The organism is Alkalimonas sp. (genome assembly GCF_020831925.1).
Lineage (GTDB): Bacteria > Pseudomonadota > Gammaproteobacteria > Enterobacterales > Alteromonadaceae > Alkalimonas.
In genome coordinates, this window is sequence record NZ_JAFIFQ010000004.1 from 115,936 (window position 1) to 132,246 (window position 16,311).

The following is a 16,311-nucleotide window of genomic DNA, read 5'->3' on the forward strand; positions in this document are numbered from 1 at the left end:
GTGCTACTCCTGCTTTAACAAACCAAATAAAATCGAGACATCGGCCTCACTGGCCCAGCGCATGGCTGTTAACCTTTCAATGCGGGCTTCGGACAGCCCTGCGGCGGCAAACAAGCGCCGTGCTTTCGCGACCAGCTGCCCGGTCGATAAAGGACGCTCCGGATCGCCCAAGGTGTCGTTCAGCTGGCATTGGAGGCTAGCCCCACTGGCTAATGTTAGCTGGCAGCGGGCACCAAAATGCATTGGGTAAGCCAGCTCAAAGGCTTCGGCCACCTGAAGCTGAATACGGCCACGTAAGGCGGCAACCGCAGGTTCTGCCAAATGCTCTGGTTGATAATGCCAAAGCTCTGGCTCGCCCCAGACGATGCGAGCGGCCACCGCATGCTGAATGCTAAAGCGCGCTTCAGCAGCTGTGCCGGGTGTTGGCTTATCACAAAAAGTCAGGGCATCCTGGTAGGTCTCAATCAGCACAGCTTGCACCTCATCAGGATGCAAAGGTTGTTGGGTCAGCACGGAGCTGATCACATCCAGAGCGGGATGGGCATGACGGCAGGCTGGCCAGGGTTTAAACGTACAGTCATGCAGTAACCAGCCTGGGGCCGGCGACAAAACGTGCTCTGGTACTGCATCATCCGACATGGCAGCAAAAAGCCCCTGAGGCCCTTCAAGGATGGCTACAGGACCCGTCATGCCAGCTTTCGCTAACCGGCTTGCGGCTACTCCGCTTTTTGCAGCCTCGGCATTGTGCCACTGCTTGGTGTGCACGCCTTCATGGCGCATTTGCCACAAACCACCGGTACGACTGCCAGCATTGCCAAGTGCTGCCACTAATTGAGCGGTTGTTAATTGCCACAACACACCTGCCGCCATGGCGGCCCCAAAGGCGCCACAGGTAGAGGTATTATGATAAAAGCGATAGTGACTGCGTCCAATGGCTGAGCCAATGCGAATGGTGACTTCGTAACCCAGAATAATGGCATCCAGCAGCTGTTGCAGCGATGAGCCCTGTTGCTCAGCAACGGCTAAGGCAGCAGGAATCACCACCGGGCCCGGATGCAAGATAGAACGACGATGCACGTCATCCATTTCCAGCACATTACCAAGAGCAGCATTGTAAGCCAGGGCATTCTCAAAGCCGCTGCTTCCTTGCCACAAAGCTGTGCAACCGGTTGGTGCCAGATCGAGTTGACTACGATAAATCATCGCGATGTCTGAAGCGCTGCCGCCAGCGACACAAGCAAGCCAATCCAGCAAATGGTAACTGGCCCGGATACGATCATCAGGCCGAATTGGCTTGGATAGCAAGGTAGCTATCAACTGCTCTGTCAGGCTTGGCTGTTGTTGCACAGGCATCAACCTAGCTTCGGGTCAGTTCTGTCTGAATTTGCTCCATGCTTTTATCATGGGCCCCGATGCTTTCTTTGTCTTGCTGCACAATACGCAGGATCCGCGCCAGATAGGCTTGCATAGCGGCACTGCGCTCAGCTGTCTCCTGCTGCGAAGGCCGGTAGTGATCGATGGCGTCCTTGGCTAGGATTTTCTGCTGCACCAAAATCGCTTCCAGCGTGCTCAAGCGCTCGCGTGTGACAGCCAGCTCGGTTGCCAGCGCCATGGCAATCGATAGAACCTGCTCGGACTGACGGTCGGCAAGAAACCAGGGACGCTGGCCTTTTGCTTTGGTGCCTGCCAGATCAATGGTGTCGATGGTCTGCTGTGTCATGACTCCCCCTTGTCCCATTACTTTTTCCAAAGTCCAAACGCGTTCCAGACCGGGGCCCGACCATAGTCTTCCCCCGACTCTCCGGCTTCGCGCTTACCAAAAATCGCTTCATCCACTTTGGAAACCACGCCGACATCAAACAACTCGTCTACCTGGAAACCAGCATCGGCCAACATCTGCTTTAAATCCAGATCATGCATCGGCCCCCAGTAAGGCTCGTTGTTAAAGTACGTATCCCAGTCGCGAATAAATTGCTCATACAGTCCCATGCCCTGATACTGCGGCTGTTCCAGATGCAGCGTCAGACCGCCTGGTTTTAACAAACGCTCTATGGTACGTAAAATAGCAGGCATGGCTTGATGGGAGGTCTCGTGCCAGAACATGGCAGTTGTGATGAGGTCAAAGCTCTCATTGGCAAACTGCGGTAAATGCTCGGCGTTGGCCTGCACAAAGGTAATGTTATTGACTCCCAAAGCTTTCGCTCGGGCATGGGCATAACGCAGGCTTGGCCTGGCGACATCGACAGCAATCACCTCTGCATCCGGAAAAGCTTGCGCCAGCGGCACGATGTTGTGGCCGATGGTGCAGCCAATATCCAGAATTTTGCGAGGCTTGAAGCCCGGATGTTCTTGCGCCAGCCAATTCGCAATGGCTTTACCGCCGCCATCACTAAGAGCGCCTAGCAAGCCGGCTGTAGTCACAAAGAGACCAGCATCGTAACTGGCCGCTACCGTGACATCATTTGCAAAGTATTCGGTGTAGTAACACCCTGGCTGGCAGTGAATATCCACATCGCGGATATTATCCGGCACCGGGATGGAGTCATCCAGTTGCAAGGTCGCAGCATCCTGATTCAGTGCATCCACCTTACTGACAATGCGATCAATTTGCCGCAACACCATAGCTCGGCCCGCCTGGTGACGCATTTCCATGGTATTGCGCCGTAATGCGCTCCAGAACTGAAAGTAGCTGTCTTGCTGCATGGCTTGCCGGATTTCATGGCGACTCTCAGGTTCACGCCCGTGCGCTTTTACAAAAGCTGGCTTAACCCGTTGCTCATAGCTTTGCTTAACACCAGGCAATACTCGGGCACTTAAATGGTAATTCAGATGGGTTAGCACATTCATCCGTGCCACTTCATCGTGATTCGCCTCTGGAAATACATCGTGCTGAGTGAGCGCTTGCCAGGAAGGTATGGTTTTGACTGTACTCATGCTAGCCCCCGTTCAATGATCTGATAATCCACCAGCTCGTAATGCGTTTGCATGTAGCCGGCCACGCCGCCTTTTAAAAAAAGATAATCGTCATCGGCACTGCACCAGATATCGTAAGGCGGATGTTCTTCCGGCAAATTTCCCGCGGTATCAACCAGCTGAAAGTGGCGCGCCTGAAAACTGCCGGCCACAACAGTAATAGCTTCTTCACCGACATAGCGTAGACCAAAGCCGGTTTTAAACAGCAGAGGCCCGGTCGCACCACGGTGATCCGGCGAGGTAAGAAACAGGTTAGGGAAAAAGGTTTTACCGGGGCCTTGTGACAGATCGTACATCCGCAGCAACTGTGCGTCGCCAACAATAGGATGCGCCTGCAACCAGCGTACTGGAGCTTCAATCTCAACGTGCTGCCGGATCCGACCATCGCGCTGATTATGGCTTTCGCACTCGACATAACCACGGCCAAAGCGCATCCAGCCACTGCCTTCGTATTTGTCACCTACCGTCAGGCGTACGCTGCAGTCGATAGGGCTGGCATCCGGCTGCATTGCCAGCACCACATCGCGGATCACATTGGGCTCGTCATCAATTTCGCAGTGGGCCTGCAGCACCATGCAGCCATCGAACTGTCTGGTTAGTGAGAAAAACTCCCGCCCCCGTTCTTGATCCAGCCGCTCAGGCTTTTTGCTGGTGTAGCGGATGGTGCCGCGTATGGTTCGATGCTTCATGATGCCATACCCCTTATCTCGTTATGGATTGCATAACCCGATAGTGGCTGAGCGAAAGCATCAATGCGTTGATCTTTGTCAAGAAGCGTAAATCAACCCAACATCGACTTATTGGCACAAACGGATTTCAGGCTCCGAGAACTTTCCAGATACCGTTGGCAGCCATAATTTCGCGGCGTTCCGTATAAAGACGCCCTTCGGCAAAGATCACACTCCGGGTCTGGCGCACAATACGCCCCTCGCCCAGCAGCACCTCACCGGCTTTGGCTGCTGCCAGAAACTGGCTGCTGAGCTGAATGGTGGCAAAGCGCATCTGATGGCCAGTGATATCGCCAATAGCACGGTAAATAACATAATCGGCAAAGGCCAACAGCACACCACCGTGCACCACTCCCTCCGGATTCAAATGGATATCGGTCAGTGGTAAGGCCCTAAGCCATTGCTCACCTTGCTGTTTTTGATAAAAAGGCCCGATATGGGCACTAAAACCGCTGTCCTGATCGCAGTGGCTAAAGCCTTGCGCTTCCATCATGAAAAATCCACCTTTTGTTTGGCCACAAAAGCCGCCGCGGCTTGCTGAAAGTCGGCCTGCTGAAAAGCAGCATCGAACAAGGGCCGGACTCCGGCTTCACCAAACAGCGGATCCCCGCCTAAATGAGCCAGGGTTTGTTTGATCCCCGCCACCGATACCCGACTTACCGCCAGCAGCTGCTGTTGCCAGTCACTGACACGTTGCGCCAGCTTGTCAGGCTCTGTCAGCTGATGCACCAGCCCCCACTGCAGGGCAGTGTCTGCATCCAGCATGGCTCCGGTATAGAGCAACCACTTCGCCCGGGCTTCCCCCACCAGATTCACCAAACGACGGGTATCCTCGATGCTGTACAACAAACCAAGCTTGGATGGCGTGATGGCAAATTTTGCCTGTGGCACCGCCAACCGGAAGTCGCAGCACAAAGCAATGCCAAGTCCACCACCGACGCAAAGGCCATTGATGACGGCTAAGGTGGCACATGGCAGCCGCTGCAGCTTCAACTGGGCTTGTTGCACCAGCTGATTATTCAGCGCCAATGCGGTGCTATCACCGAGCAGCTGATGCAGCTCCTGGATATCGGCACCAGCGCAAAATGCCTGCTCACCGGCAGCGGTGACCAGTACCAGCTTGGGTTTAACTTCCTGCTGCAAGGTGTCGCAGTGATCGGATAATTGCTGCCACATGGCCTGATTCAGCGCATTGCGTTTATCGGCCCGATCAATGCACAGGGTAGCGACCGCACCATCCACGCTCAGTTTCACGGTTGACATTTATCAAAATTCCTATATCTGACAAGGCTTCCAGCCCAAATTAGCGCTCTGGCTCCATACCATCGGCCGCACTTTTCTTTTATTGTGATAGCACGCATTCACGGTCTGCGACAAGTCTGGCCGTGCAGAAGCATGCCAAAAGGCAAGTTGCAGGCAACAGGAAAAACCATGACTCCAGCTCAGAACGCCCCCCAAACTCTGGCCCAGAAAATCATCGCCCGTGCCAGTCGGCAGCCCAGGGTTGAACCCGGACAGATTGTCACCTGTCAGGTCGATCTGGTGCTGATGCACGACTCCAGCGGCCCGCGCCGGGTGAAAAGCCGGCTGGAGGCCCTTGGTGCCAAGGTATTCGACCCATCCAAAGTGGTGCTGGTCAGCGATCACTTTGTGCCAGCCACGGATCCGGAAAGTGCCGAGATCCTGGCACTGACCCGTCGTTGGGCCCAGGAGCAGCAGATTGCTCATTTTTACGATATGCAGGGGATCTGCCATGTGATGTTGCCACAACAAGGGCATTTGCAACCTGGCATGTTTTTAGTGGGCGGCGATTCGCACTCACCGACCGGCGGTGCTTTTGGCACCTTTATGGTGGGGATTGGCGCTACCGAAATGACTGGCGTACTGGCCACCGGCGAGATTTGGATTAAGGTGCCGCAGACCATCCGCATCAACTGGCAGGGTCAGCTGCAAAAAGGCTGCAGTGCCAAAGACATCATGCTGTTTCTCTGTGCCCGCCTTGGCATGAACAACAATTACAAAGTGATGGAGTTTGGCGGCAGCACCGTCGATGCCATGTCGATGTACGAGCGCATGGTGCTGTGCAATATGTCGGCTGAGCTTGGGGGCAAAACCGGCATCATTGCCGCCGATCAAACCACCACCGACTGGATCCGCCAGACCGGCCAGCCGGTGGCAGCGGATGCATTAAGCTGGCACAGTGATGCCGATGCCCCCTACGAAGCCGTGCATACCTTTGATGCCAGCACGTTAATCCCGCAAATTGCCGCACCGCACAGCCCGGAGAATACCCATCCGGTGACCGAGTTTGACCAGGTGCCTGTCCACCAGGCTTACATCGGTGCCTGCACCGGTGCCAAATTATCGGACTTGCATATGGCGGCCGAGGTGCTAAAAGGCCGCAAAGTGCAGCCAGGCACCCGCTTGCTGATTGCGCCGGCTTCATTGAAAACCACCGAAGCCGCTGCCAAAGACGGCACCCTGGCAACCCTGACCGAAGCCGGTGCCATTTTGCTGCCAACCGGTTGTGGCGCCTGTGCCGGCATGGGGGCTGGTGCCATTGCCAATGGTGAGAATTGCCTGTCGTCAACCTCGCGTAACTTTAAAGGCCGCATGGGCTCGCCCGAATCCAATGTGTACTTGGGCTCCCCCTACAGCGTGGCCGCAGCAGCAGTGACCGGCTACATCACCGATCCACGGCAATTTTTGTGAAGGAGCAGCCGATGAAACGCAATCTAACTGGTTCCGCCTGGGTCTTTGGCGACAATATTGATACCGATGTACTGGCACCTGGTGCCTATATGAAAGGCTCCATCGCAGAACTGGCGGCGCATTGCTTAGAAGCAATCGATCCGAACTTTGCCAGTCAGGTGAAACCGGGCGACTTAATGATTGCCGGCGATGCATTTGGCATTGGCTCCTCGCGCGAGCAAGCCGCGCAAGCTTTGGTCGAGCTGGGTGTCTCGGCCATCGTTGCCAAATCATTCGCCCGCATTTTTTACCGCAATGCACTCAACCTCGGCCTGCCAGTGCTGTTCTGCCCAGAGCTTGGAGTAATAAAGCCCGGCGATCAACTACAGCTCGATTTAACCAGCGGCTTGCTGCACAACCTTAGCAACGGCGAGCAGTTTCAATGCGAGCCCATTCCTGAGGAGTTGATGGGCATTTTGGAGGCTGGCGGCCTGATGCCGTTCTTACAACAACGGTTTTCAAAGAGTGGCTCAAAGACATGACACGGGATCATATTGAGTTTATTCAGAATCAATGTTTACCATGGCAACAGGATAGGTATTTTACCGACATAGAGTCGCGATTACTTAGTCGGGACATAGAGAGCTGTGCTTATACAGCGTTGCATCGCCTTCGTAACGGACAGCAATGGCTGGAGAATCATGCCATCACAGCAAATGAAGAGTTTTATGTGCTGGCTGGTAGCTTTCATCTAAATGGATTCGAGTATGCCGCCGGTTGTTATGCTTTTTTGCCCGCAGGATACCCAAGAACGAACTGCATCGTGATGGAGGATGCCATTGTTCTGCGAATGTTTGACAGTGCGCCGCTGCCATTTGAAGAACAAGATGATGCTATTCAGCGTGCAACCCATCGACCTGCTATTCCATTTCTTGATACCTACAGAATGCAGTGGGACAGGCACATTCATGATATCAAGCTCGCTCACCTAGGGCTTGGACGGAAAAATCTGCGACAGGATCCCATTACAGGTCAGCGCACCTTTCTGTTTATGACCTCGCCTCAAACTCACCCGGTGAACTGGCGAGGCCCAAAGGAAATGCACCCGACTCCCGAAGAAGCCTTTCTGATCGCCGGAGATCTAACCGGTGAATATGGAACCATGCAAGCTGGGGCTTACTTTTGGCGTCCTCCAGGCATCGCCCATGGTCCTTATGGCAGCAAAGGAGGCAGTTTCAGCCTGATTCGGTTTGTCGGAGGTGCTCATGTCAATGTATGGACGGAAGAACTGTTTAACTTCAGTTACAGCGTTCCTTATCAGCCGATTGTTCCGCAAACAATGCAAGCGTTTATTCAAGCACCTGTTACAACACTGCCTTACTGACACTTATTGATGGATGTCAAAACTACGGCTGGATAATGGTCTACCTGCCTGTAGAGCCATGCTAACTTAAAGATGTTTGAAACATCACCACAGGGGTGCTTTATGCCTACCAAACCAGTCTTCCAACTTAAAGCCTTGATTTCTGCTTGCAGCCTTAGCGGCATCTTACTACTTGGCGGCTGCTCTGAGCCGGAAACTGCGAACAGTGCTGGCAGTGAACCACTGGACCCTGTTGTCGCGGCACAGCAGGAGCTGCTGACGAAAGGCCGTATTCGTGCTGCCAGCTGCGCTGCATGCCATGGCCCCCAGGGCATCTCCAATAATCCGATGTATCCGTCTCTGGCAGGACAGGCTGAAAACGATTTGCTGCAATCGATGCTTGCCTACCGTAGTGGCGACAAGGTCAATGCCTTGATGTCGCCCCAGGCCAGAAGTTTATCGGATCAGGATATTGCCTTACTGGCAGCCTATTACGCAGCCCTGCCGGGTCAATAACAGCTGCATTGAGAGCAAAATGCTTTTCGTCAAAGACAGCAGCTATTCGTCCTTTTAGGCTGATGCTAAGTCGCCAACAACAGAGAACACCGCTTATGGAAACCACCACCAAAACAGCCAAAGAAATTTATCTGGACGTGAAAAATAATCCGGCCCGCAAGCGCTTTGGTTTTGGCCGCAAAGCCGTGCTGGTGAATGTCGACCCGCAAAAAGCCTACACCGCCGTCGGCCAGTTTGCCACCGCCTACGAAACCGATCCGAAGCAGCTGGAGTACACCAATCAGTTGGCTGAGCGCTTTCGCGCCTTGAACTGGCCCGTGGTCTGGACCCATGTCGCTTACATGGAATCCGGCGAAGATGCCGGTGTTTGGGGCACCCGCACCAACACCCCGGATTCTCTGCAAAATATCAAATTTGGCTCCGAGCGGGCAGAGTTTGACCCGCGGCTGCAGATTGATCGGCAGCGTGACATTATTTACTGCAAAAAAATGCCGTCCGCGTTTTTTGAAACGCCGTTGCAATCCCTGCTGGTCTGGCATCAGGTCGATACCGTGATTATTACCGGAGGTTCTACCTCTGGCTGCATCCGGGCTACAGCCGTCGACTCCCTGTCGCGCGGCTACCGTACCATAGTGCCGGAGCAATGCGTCGCCGATAAACACGAAAGCTACCATTACGCCAATCTGACGGATTTGGCACTGAAGTACGCCGATGTGCTGGATATTGATGAGGTGATGACCTGGCTGGCGGCACAGCAGAGTGCCTAAGGAGCAGTGCATGAAAGCAGATCCCGGGTTTTATCAGTACTGGCCCTATCAAAATCGGCCTAAAATTCGCTGGCCGGGCGGCAAGAAGCTGGCGTTTTGGGTGGCGCCCAATATTGAGTTTTACGAATTAAATCCACCAGAGAACCCATACCGTAAAGCCTGGCCCCAGCCCTACCCGGCCATCCAGGGCTATGGCATTCGTGATTACGGCAACCGGGTTGGTCATAACCGCCAGATGGCACTGCTGGATAAATACGGCATTCGTGGTTCCGTAAGCCTATCCACCGCCTTGTGCGAGCATCACCCTGAAATCATCGCCATGTGCAAAGAGCGTAACTGGGAGTTTTTCAGTCACGGCATTTACAACACCCGCTACACCTACGGCATGTCGGAGCAACAAGAGCGGGCGATGATCCGTGACTCGATGGAAACCATCTACCGTCATACCGGCCAAAAATGCGCCGGCTATCTGGCACCGGCCCTGTCGCATTCCGAGCTGACGCTGGATTTATTTGCCGAGGTGGGTACTGAGCTGTTTGGTGATGAGGCGGGCTTTTACACCTGTGACCTGTTCCATGACGATCAACCTACACCGATAGCGCTTCGCAGCAACAAGCGTTTTGTCTCCATCCCCTACTCGTTGGAAATGAACGACACCATCGCCTATGTGGTGAATAAGGTAGAGCCCAGACGTTATGGCCAGATGCTCAAAGACAACTTTGACCGGCTGTATCAGGAAGGGGACGAATCCGGCACCATTATGTGCATCCCCACCCACAACTATCAGGTCGCCTGTCCGCACCGGATGAAAGCCTTTGAAGAAGCGCTGGATTACATCACCAGTCACCCGGATGTCTGGCTGACCACTGGCCGGGAAATCGCCGATTACTTCCGCAGTCATTATTACGACACTGTTCTTGACGACATTAGCAGCAAAGCAGGAGGTGCCTGATGGCTTTGGATCCAACGCATTTGAGCTACCCAAAACGTCGCTACGGCATGGATCATGACCGCTACGACTGGTCGATGCTAAGCGAGCGTCCAAAAATCCGCTGGCCGGGAGATAAACCACTGGCCCTCTGGGTTAATGTTTGCCTGCAGTTTTTCCCACTGGATCAACAGGGCAAGCCGTATAAAGTGCCGGGTGGCATGACCATGCCCTACCCGGATCTGCGCCATTACAGTTTACGTGATTACGGCAACCGGGTTGGATTATTCCGTGTACTAAAAGCGCTGGATCGCTACAACATTACCCCGACGTTTGCTGTGAACACCGAATTAGCGGTCCGCACCCCTTATCTGGTTACGCTGCTCAAAGAGCGGCAGCATGAAATCATCTGCCATGGCTGGAATATGGACTGCCTGCATTACAACGGCATGACCGAGCAGGACGAGCGCGGCCTGATCCAACGCTCACTGGATAGCCTGCGCGAGCTGAGCGGCCAGGCCATTGACGGCTGGCTAAGCCCGGCGCGCAATGAAAGTGAACGCACTCCGGGCTTACTGGCCGAGCAAGGCATTCGTTACCTGTGCGACTGGGTCAACGACGATATGCCCTACCCCTTGCATACCCACAACAAACCGCTCTGGGCCATGCCGCTTTCTACCGAGCTGGAGGATGCTTTTATTTTGGGCAACAACCTGCACAGTGAAGCGTCTTACCTGGAGCAAGTCACCGACAGCTGTGATTTTTTGCTGCAGGAGGCCAGCCAGCAAGGCGGCCGTATGCTGGCGCTAAACATTCACCCCTGGCTGCTCGGTCAGCCGCATCGTATCGGTTATTTGGAACGACTGCTGGATTATCTGAGCAGCCAGGCTATCTGGAGTGCTTCTGCCAGCACCATTTTAGACACTTTTAGCGCCCAACAACCTTCATCGACCTAACAGGAATTGCTATGCACGCTGCTCGTTTAAAGGAACTGATCCAGGCACCGGAGATCCTGCTTGCCCCTGGTGGCTTTGATGCTCTTAGTGCATCTTTGATTGAAAAAGCCGGCTTTGGTGCCATGTATTTATCCGGTGCCAGCATCGCTTACACCAAGCTCGGCCGGCCGGATATCGGCCTGGTGTCGATGAATGAAGTGGCAGATACCATCAGCCTGATCCGTGAGCGCTCTGCTCTGCCGATGATTGTCGATGCCGATACCGGTTTTGGCAATGCACTGAATGTGCAACGCACCGTGCGGCTGTTTGAACGCTCAGGAGCCTCCGCCATTCAGTTGGAGGACCAGCAAATGCCCAAGCGCTGCGGCCATCTGAAAGGCAAATCCCTGGTGAGCGCCAGCGAAATGGTTGGCAAAATCCGCGCATCAGTGGATGCACGCGACAGCGAACACACCCTGATCATCGCCCGTACAGACGCCATAGCAGTGGAAGGTTTTGAGCAGGCCATGAACCGGGCTTATGCCTACTACGAAGCTGGCGCCGATGTGCTCTTTATTGAAGCGCCGGAGTCTCTGGCACAAATGCAGTATATGAACAGTCAGTTCCAGCACAAAATACCCTTGCTGGCCAATATGGTGGAAGGTGGCAACACACCACTGCAATCCGCCAAAGACTTACAGCAGCTGGGTTATCAGCTGGTGATTTTCCCTGGGGCTATGGTACGGGCTTACACCTTTATGGCGCAGCAGTTTCTGGCCAATTTGAAACAGCACGGCAATACCGCCAGCTGGCGGGACAACATGCTGGATTTAACCAGCCTGAACCAGCTGCTCGGCACAGACGCCCTGCTGGAACTGGGAAAATCTTACGAGGGAAGCCAATGAGCCAGACAAAGCAGCAACCTCGGCTTGGCCCTATCCTGGGTGCCACTCTGGTGACTGATAATCTATCCAGACTGGTCAGTGCTTATTGCCAGCAACTTGGTTTTCAGGTGCAGTACCAGGGCCAGGTGAGCCAGGCACTGGCTGATCTTTGGCAGGCACCGGCCTGCGTTGGCTGCTCGATGCTGATCCTGGCCGCCGCCAGTGGTGATGCCTGGCTGCGGGTGATTGAGCGGACGGATATCCAGCCGGTAACCCCCCTGAAACGCCAGGGCTGGATGGCGCTGGAGGTCAACGTCGCCGATGTCGATGCCATTCGGCGCAATCTGAGCACCGATGATTTTGCTGTCATCGGAGAACCGGCTTACCTGCAGATCAGTGATGCCATCAAAGCCATGCAGCTGATAGGCCCGGCCGGTGAAGTCAGTTATCTGACCGAAGTACAGCGGCCAGTGCCGCCTTTTCAGTTGCCGCAAACCGACAGCTATACCGCCAGCTTGTTTATTCCGGTGCTTGCTGTGCCGGATCGGCAGCAAGCGGTTGATTTTTACCAGCAGCTAAACCAGGCTGAACCGGCTTTGGTGTTTGATACCAAAATCACTGTACTCAATAAGGCTTGGCAGCGGCCGATAGAGCAGCAATACCCGGTGGCGACCCTGCAACTGGCAGGCAACTGCCTGTTTGAAATCGACCAGTTGCCAGAAGCCGAGCCGCTGTACTATCCAGCCGGCCAACTGCCGTCCGGCATCGCCATGATCAGCTGTTTTACCAGGGAGCTTGATAGCATTGCCAACCGGATGGGCGCACGCATTCATGCACTGGATGACCCATACTACCCGGGCAGTCGCGCCATCCTATTAAAAGGCACCGCCGGTGAGCTGATTGAGTTGGTGCAGGTTTAGTTTGACCTGCACCAGAGGATCACTGCGCCTTTGAAGCATCCTCAGCCCGTGCCGGGGCATCCAGCAGTTGATTGATTTCCAGCCAATAGCCATCCGCATCCCGGATCATCGACATCATCACCGCTATCTGGCCACCATCGGCCCGCGGGTAATGCACCAAGTGAGGCGCTGTAATCACCTGCACATCCGCAGCGGCGACTACCTTGCCCCAGCGCTTATCCAGATCCTGGGCATTGATCACTACAATAGGGTCGCCTGGCACAGGTTCATCGAACTGCTCTTGTCGTTGCGGCTTTCTGGGCTGCATGTACTCCAGTAAACCGATGGCGCCGATAAAGTCATCGTTTGCCTGCAACAACACCAGACGGCGCTTACGCTCACCACCATCTGGCAGTGGTGAAGCCAGCACCTGATCATAAATCACCTGCAAGCCCAGGGCATCGCGGTACAGCGTCAGTGATTTATCGACATCTTCGACAATAAAGGTGGTGCGTCGCACATCTACCGGAATGCGCTCCTCTGTCGGCACTGGAGCTGCCAGACTGAAGGCACTGCCAACTAGGCAGGCGGCAAGAACTACATGGGTAACAAGTGCAGAGGAAACAAAGTTAACGAACATAGAGCAAACTCCATCCAATCAGGGTGTTTCGACTATGCCGTATTCGGGCCCTAAGCCCATTGATAAAAAGCAAGAGGCCTCATTGCAAAGATGAGGCCTCTGTCTATAAAAAGTGAGCAGCAACGGCTTAGAAAAATGCCTGCAAGCCGGTTTGCGCCCGGCCCAGGATCAGGCCATGCACATCGTAGGTGCCTTCGTAGGTATTGACAGTTTCCAGGTTGATCATATGGCGAATCACATGAAACTCATCAGCAATGCCATTGCCACCGTGCATGTCGCGCGCCATACGGGCGATATCCAGCGACTTACCGCAGTTGTTGCGCTTTACCAGTGAAATCATGGTTGGATCCCAGCTGCCACTATCAATGATGCGACCTACCCGCAGCGACCCCTGCAGCCCCAGCGTAATTTCCGTTTGCATATTGGCCAGCTTGGTCTGATACAACTGGGTTTGCGCCAGAGGCCGGTTAAATTGCTTGCGGTCCAGGCCATACTGGCGAGCCGCATGCCAGCAATACTCGGCAGCACCCAAAGCGCCCCAGGAAATGCCATAACGTGCCATATTCAGGCAGCTGAACGGACCTTTTAACCCCCGCACCTCTGGAAACATGTTTTCTTCGGGCACAAACACATTGTCCATCACGATCTCACCAGTGATGGATGAGCGCAACGACAACTTGCCTTCAATTTTCGGTGCCGACAGGCCCGCCATGCCTTTTTCCAGCACAAAGCCACAGATCGCATCATCTTCAGCCCGGTTCTTCGCCCAAACCACAAACACATCCGCGATCGGTGAGTTGGTGATCCACATCTTGCTGCCGGTCAGCTGATAACCGCCCGGTACTTTTTTCGCATAGGTTTTCATGCTGGCTGGATCAGAGCCCGAATCCGGCTCGGTCAGGCCAAAACAGCCAATCCACTCACCGGTGGCTAGCTTGGGCAGGTACTTTTCTTTTTGCTCCGCACTGCCAAAGGTATTGATCGGGTGCATTACCAAAGAGGACTGCACACTCATAGCACTGCGATAACCACTGTCCACCCGCTCAACTTCACGGGCCACCAGGCCATAACTGACGTAGTTGACCCCGGAGCAGCCATAGTCTTTGATGGTCGCGCCCAGCAAGCCCACCTCGCCAAATTTGCGCATAATGGCCGGATCAAAATGCTCCTGACGGTTGGCCTGCAAAATACCAGGCATCAGTTCCTGCTGGCAAAAGTCGTGCGCCATATCGCGGATCATGCGCTCATCTTCGTTCAGCTGCTCATTCAGCAGCAAAATATCATCCCAATTGGCTAAAATTTGACTCACCGGACACCTCATAATCATGTTGGATGCTTGCAGCGGACTGCGACTATGATTGTATCTTACTGGATAGCAGCCAGCAGCAGACTGATAATTGTCAATTCAAAGGAAGAGATTTGGTATTACAAAAGCCAAGAGTTCATTGTCAAAGCAGTGCTATAACAGCGTACATATAGCTAAAATTTTCACTCATTAGCCCTGCTGAGAATCTGAAGCATAAGTGCTTCTGCCGCTGCATGGGCTGTTTTTTGAATTTCGTCTATTGGAGTTTCATCCCCTACTTCATAGGTAACGGCCTGCACAAAGAAATAATCCGCAATGTATTGTTTGAATACGCCATTCTCTGGACGATCGCTAGGAGCATCAATTACGTCATATGGGATCCGAGCTGACAGGTCAGCTAACCAATCCTTTGTGAGTCCTTGCCAAAAAAGTTCTTTTTCTGCAGGCATCGTGTAATAGACATTTCTATTGGTTGAATGGAAATCTAATGCAAAAACCAATTGTTGGTGATTTTTATGTCGCCCTACAATGAACTGATGAATGTTCTGCGTTTCTTGCTGAGATCGTTGGTGCCAGTCCCTGTTCAAGTCAATACCACGGCTATTGTGCCGCCATTTGCCCGCTTGTACACCATCAGGATTAACTTGGGGAATAACTACAATATTGACTAGCTTTCTGAATTGCTCTGCAAGGGGTTCGTTCTCTAATAAGCGCTCTACAAATGCTGACAATGCAAAAGCACCAGTCACCTCAGGTGGATGTTGCCTTCCAATAATCAGAAGCAGAAGTGAATTTTCCGGTGATACCTGTAAAGCTTTCAGTTCATTGTCTTGTTCAGAAAAACCCACTGAAAAAATCTCAGCATCAGAAATCACTGAAACTTGCTCAAACCATGCCTCATAATAACTGTTATCAAAGATAGGCTGGGCTGCAATGTACTGGCTCTGTTGTGCTGGTATAGCCAAACTAAAACTGATGGTACGCTCAGTTTTTTCATGAGGAATTTCCTGCCAACTTTGATCATTCATCATCAACTTTGGCGAATAACGGGCAAACGCTGCACTAAACTCAATTTCAATATCCAGCTCGATTGCACGCTCTGCACGAACCCTGAACGCATACCAGGCACTTGGGTTGACCGGCATAAACGCTGGTGATACGACAATTCGATAGGCCTGCTCTGACAATTGTAGGCAACTCGTTAAACGACCAGTCGGAAAACTCGCATCAAAAGAAACTTGCTCAAATTCGCAGGTCTCTTCAGCTAAGGCACTCGCAGAAACTGAACACAATAATAAAAGTAAAAAGTAGTTTTTCCATAGCGAAAAAGCTGTTCTAGTTTTCAAGGCCATACTTTAAATGCTCATCTCTGGCACATACTCATCCACCACCAGCTTGCCGGCGGTTTTTTGTTGAATCTCTTCCACCGAAATACCAGGCGCCCGCTCCAGCAAATGGAAAGCGCCATCCCGCACTTCCAGTACCGCCAGATCGGTGACGATTTTTTTCACGCAGCCCACACCGGTCAGTGGCAGGGTGCAGTCGCTCAGCAGTTTGCTGTTGCCGTGTTTGTCGGCGTGCGTCATGGTCACCACAATGTTTTGGGCACCGGCCACCAGATCCATGGCACCGCCCATGCCTTTCACCAGCTTGCCCGGGATCATCCAGCTGGCAATATTGC

At 53.4% G+C, this 16,311-nt stretch carries 19 protein-coding genes; 9 read left to right on the plus strand and 10 right to left on the minus strand.

Going from position 1 to position 16,311, the window contains the following annotated elements:
- Nucleotides 1-3: 3 nt before the first annotated feature.
- From JJU14_RS02815 to JJU14_RS02840, 6 genes are all read right to left on the minus strand, one after another.
- Entirely contained in the window at nt 4-1,353 is a 1,350-nt protein-coding gene (locus JJU14_RS02815) for an MmgE/PrpD family protein (protein WP_228611086.1), read from the minus strand.
- A gap of 4 nt (nt 1,354-1,357) precedes the next feature.
- Entirely contained in the window at nt 1,358-1,720 is a 363-nt protein-coding gene (locus JJU14_RS02820) for a hypothetical protein (RefSeq protein ID WP_228611087.1), read from the minus strand.
- 17 nt (nt 1,721-1,737) lie between these two features.
- Nucleotides 1,738-2,934, minus strand: coding sequence for a class I SAM-dependent methyltransferase (locus JJU14_RS02825; RefSeq protein ID WP_228611088.1), 1,197 nt, complete (start codon nt 2,932-2,934; stop codon nt 1,738-1,740).
- On the minus strand, nt 2,931-3,662 hold the full coding sequence (locus JJU14_RS02830) for a hypothetical protein (protein ID WP_228611089.1): 732 nt from the start codon (nt 3,660-3,662) through the stop codon (nt 2,931-2,933). Before JJU14_RS02830 ends, JJU14_RS02825 begins: the two co-directional genes overlap by 4 nt.
- Before the next feature lie 127 nt (nt 3,663-3,789).
- The gene (locus JJU14_RS02835; protein WP_228611090.1) at nt 3,790-4,194 is read right to left on the minus strand and encodes a PaaI family thioesterase; all 405 of its coding nucleotides are present in this window, start codon (nt 4,192-4,194) and stop codon (nt 3,790-3,792) included.
- A complete protein-coding gene (locus JJU14_RS02840; RefSeq protein ID WP_228611091.1) occupies nt 4,191-4,964 on the minus strand; it encodes an enoyl-CoA hydratase/isomerase family protein in 774 nt (257 codons plus the stop codon). The genes JJU14_RS02835 and JJU14_RS02840 overlap by 4 nt, the downstream gene beginning before the upstream one ends.
- Before the next feature lie 168 nt (nt 4,965-5,132).
- On the opposite strand from JJU14_RS02840, the gene JJU14_RS02845 reads away from it, so the two are divergent.
- From JJU14_RS02845 to JJU14_RS02885, 9 genes are all read left to right on the plus strand, one after another.
- Complete coding sequence (locus JJU14_RS02845) at nt 5,133-6,413, plus strand: 3-isopropylmalate dehydratase large subunit (RefSeq protein WP_228611092.1); 1,281 nt, start codon at nt 5,133-5,135, stop codon at nt 6,411-6,413.
- A gap of 11 nt (nt 6,414-6,424) precedes the next feature.
- The gene (locus JJU14_RS02850) at nt 6,425-6,934 is read left to right on the plus strand and encodes a 3-isopropylmalate dehydratase small subunit (protein WP_228611093.1); all 510 of its coding nucleotides are present in this window, start codon (nt 6,425-6,427) and stop codon (nt 6,932-6,934) included.
- Nucleotides 6,931-7,776 carry a DUF4437 domain-containing protein gene (locus tag JJU14_RS02855; protein ID WP_228611094.1) on the plus strand — a complete coding sequence of 282 codons (846 nt, stop codon included), beginning with the start codon at nt 6,931-6,933 and terminating at the stop codon, nt 7,774-7,776. Before JJU14_RS02850 ends, JJU14_RS02855 begins: the two co-directional genes overlap by 4 nt.
- Before the next feature lie 102 nt (nt 7,777-7,878).
- Entirely contained in the window at nt 7,879-8,271 is a 393-nt protein-coding gene (locus tag JJU14_RS02860) for a c-type cytochrome (RefSeq protein WP_228611095.1), read from the plus strand.
- Nucleotides 8,272-8,366: 95 nt separating this feature from the next.
- Nucleotides 8,367-9,038: an isochorismatase family protein gene (locus JJU14_RS02865; RefSeq protein WP_228611096.1), complete on the plus strand. Its 672-nt coding sequence runs from the start codon at nt 8,367-8,369 to the stop codon at nt 9,036-9,038.
- A gap of 10 nt (nt 9,039-9,048) precedes the next feature.
- On the plus strand, nt 9,049-9,990 hold the full coding sequence (locus JJU14_RS02870; protein WP_228611097.1) for a polysaccharide deacetylase family protein: 942 nt from the start codon (nt 9,049-9,051) through the stop codon (nt 9,988-9,990).
- The gene (locus tag JJU14_RS02875) at nt 9,990-10,922 is read left to right on the plus strand and encodes a polysaccharide deacetylase family protein (protein WP_228611098.1); all 933 of its coding nucleotides are present in this window, start codon (nt 9,990-9,992) and stop codon (nt 10,920-10,922) included. Before JJU14_RS02870 ends, JJU14_RS02875 begins: the two co-directional genes overlap by 1 nt.
- Before the next feature lie 11 nt (nt 10,923-10,933).
- The gene (locus tag JJU14_RS02880; protein ID WP_228611099.1) at nt 10,934-11,806 is read left to right on the plus strand and encodes an isocitrate lyase/phosphoenolpyruvate mutase family protein; all 873 of its coding nucleotides are present in this window, start codon (nt 10,934-10,936) and stop codon (nt 11,804-11,806) included.
- A complete protein-coding gene (locus tag JJU14_RS02885; RefSeq protein WP_228611100.1) occupies nt 11,803-12,705 on the plus strand; it encodes a VOC family protein in 903 nt (300 codons plus the stop codon). The genes JJU14_RS02880 and JJU14_RS02885 overlap by 4 nt, the downstream gene beginning before the upstream one ends.
- Before the next feature lie 19 nt (nt 12,706-12,724).
- On the opposite strand, the gene JJU14_RS02890 is transcribed toward JJU14_RS02885, so the two are convergent.
- From JJU14_RS02890 to JJU14_RS02905, 4 genes are all read right to left on the minus strand, one after another.
- Complete coding sequence (locus JJU14_RS02890) at nt 12,725-13,324, minus strand: VOC family protein (protein WP_228611101.1); 600 nt, start codon at nt 13,322-13,324, stop codon at nt 12,725-12,727.
- Nucleotides 13,325-13,451: 127 nt separating this feature from the next.
- The gene (locus JJU14_RS02895) at nt 13,452-14,633 is read right to left on the minus strand and encodes an acyl-CoA dehydrogenase (RefSeq protein ID WP_366914872.1); all 1,182 of its coding nucleotides are present in this window, start codon (nt 14,631-14,633) and stop codon (nt 13,452-13,454) included.
- Between the two features lie 179 nt (nt 14,634-14,812).
- A complete protein-coding gene (locus tag JJU14_RS02900) occupies nt 14,813-15,982 on the minus strand; it encodes a M14 family metallopeptidase (protein ID WP_228611102.1) in 1,170 nt (389 codons plus the stop codon).
- A 3-nt stretch (nt 15,983-15,985) separates the two neighbouring features.
- A partial coding sequence (locus JJU14_RS02905; RefSeq protein WP_300976134.1) for a CoA-transferase occupies nt 15,986-16,311 on the minus strand: 326 nt, incomplete at its 5' end.